The organism is Acidovorax sp. SUPP2825, assembly GCF_030158995.1.
Classification (GTDB): domain Bacteria; phylum Pseudomonadota; class Gammaproteobacteria; order Burkholderiales; family Burkholderiaceae_C; genus Paracidovorax.
In genome coordinates this window covers 1-860 of the sequence record NZ_BQXK01000064.1, presented here as the reverse complement: position 1 = coordinate 860, position 860 = coordinate 1, and the positions used below count along the sequence as shown (strand labels likewise).

At 56.3% G+C, this 860-nt stretch carries 1 protein-coding gene, 3 tRNA genes and 1 pseudogene; all 5 read left to right on the top strand.

Annotated features, from left to right (window positions below; genetic code table 11):
• Positions 1-145: pseudogene (locus AVAK2825_RS24725) on the top strand (MerR family transcriptional regulator); the annotation flags it as partial.
• A gap of 58 nt (positions 146-203) precedes the next feature.
• Positions 204-289, top strand: a tRNA-Tyr gene (locus AVAK2825_RS24720).
• Positions 290-334: 45 nt separating this feature from the next.
• Positions 335-408: transfer RNA gene (locus tag AVAK2825_RS24715), tRNA-Gly, on the top strand.
• Positions 409-459: 51 nt separating this feature from the next.
• A tRNA-Thr gene (locus AVAK2825_RS24710) sits at positions 460-534 on the top strand.
• A 76-nt stretch (positions 535-610) separates the two neighbouring features.
• A partial coding sequence (locus AVAK2825_RS24705) for a GTP-binding protein (protein ID WP_284403124.1) occupies positions 611-860 on the top strand: 250 nt, incomplete at its 3' end.

Sequence of the window (860 nt, the reverse complement as noted above, 5' to 3'; positions counted from 1 at the left end):
CGCCAAAGAGTTCGACCTCACCACCCGCGCTATGCGCTTCTATGAAGACATGGGCCTTCTCCAACCCCAACGCACCGGACCCGGCGCCCGTACTCGCATCTACACCGCTCGCGATCGCACTCGGTTGATCTGCTTCCTTGAAGCAATTTAGATTAAGGAAAACTCCTTTGCAGCAAAAAGGCTGCTACAATCATGGATTCTTCGGAGGGGTGCCCGAGTGGCTAAAGGGGGCAGACTGTAAATCTGTTGGCTTACGCCTACACTGGTTCGAATCCAGTCCCCTCCACCAAATATGAAGCGGCGCTTAGGCGCAACGCGGAGCCTGTAAGGCGATGCGGGAGTAGTTCAATGGTAGAACCCTAGCCTTCCAAGCTAATGACGCGGGTTCGATTCCCGTCTCCCGCTCCAGTTTGCAGTTGGTTAGTGGTTAGTCTCGAGAGTGTGTGATCGTCTCGAAATGCCCATGTGGCTCAGTGGTAGAGCACTCCCTTGGTAAGGGAGAGGTCGCGGGTCCGATTCCCGCCATGGGCACCAAATTCAAGGTGTGCGCACATAAAAAATGTGCGGGCGCCTATGTTGTATTGGTGTAATTTTTTTCGGAGTCGAAAAAATGGCAAAAGGTAAGTTCGAACGTACCAAGCCCCACGTGAACGTGGGCACCATCGGTCACGTGGACCATGGCAAGACGACGCTGACGGCGGCCATCGCCACGGTGCTGTCCTCCAAGTTCGGTGGCGAAGCCAAGGCATACGACCAGATCGACGCAGCGCCCGAAGAAAAGGCCCGCGGCATCACGATCAACACCGCCCACGTGGAATACGAAACGGCCAACCGCCACTACGCCCACGTGGACTGCCCCG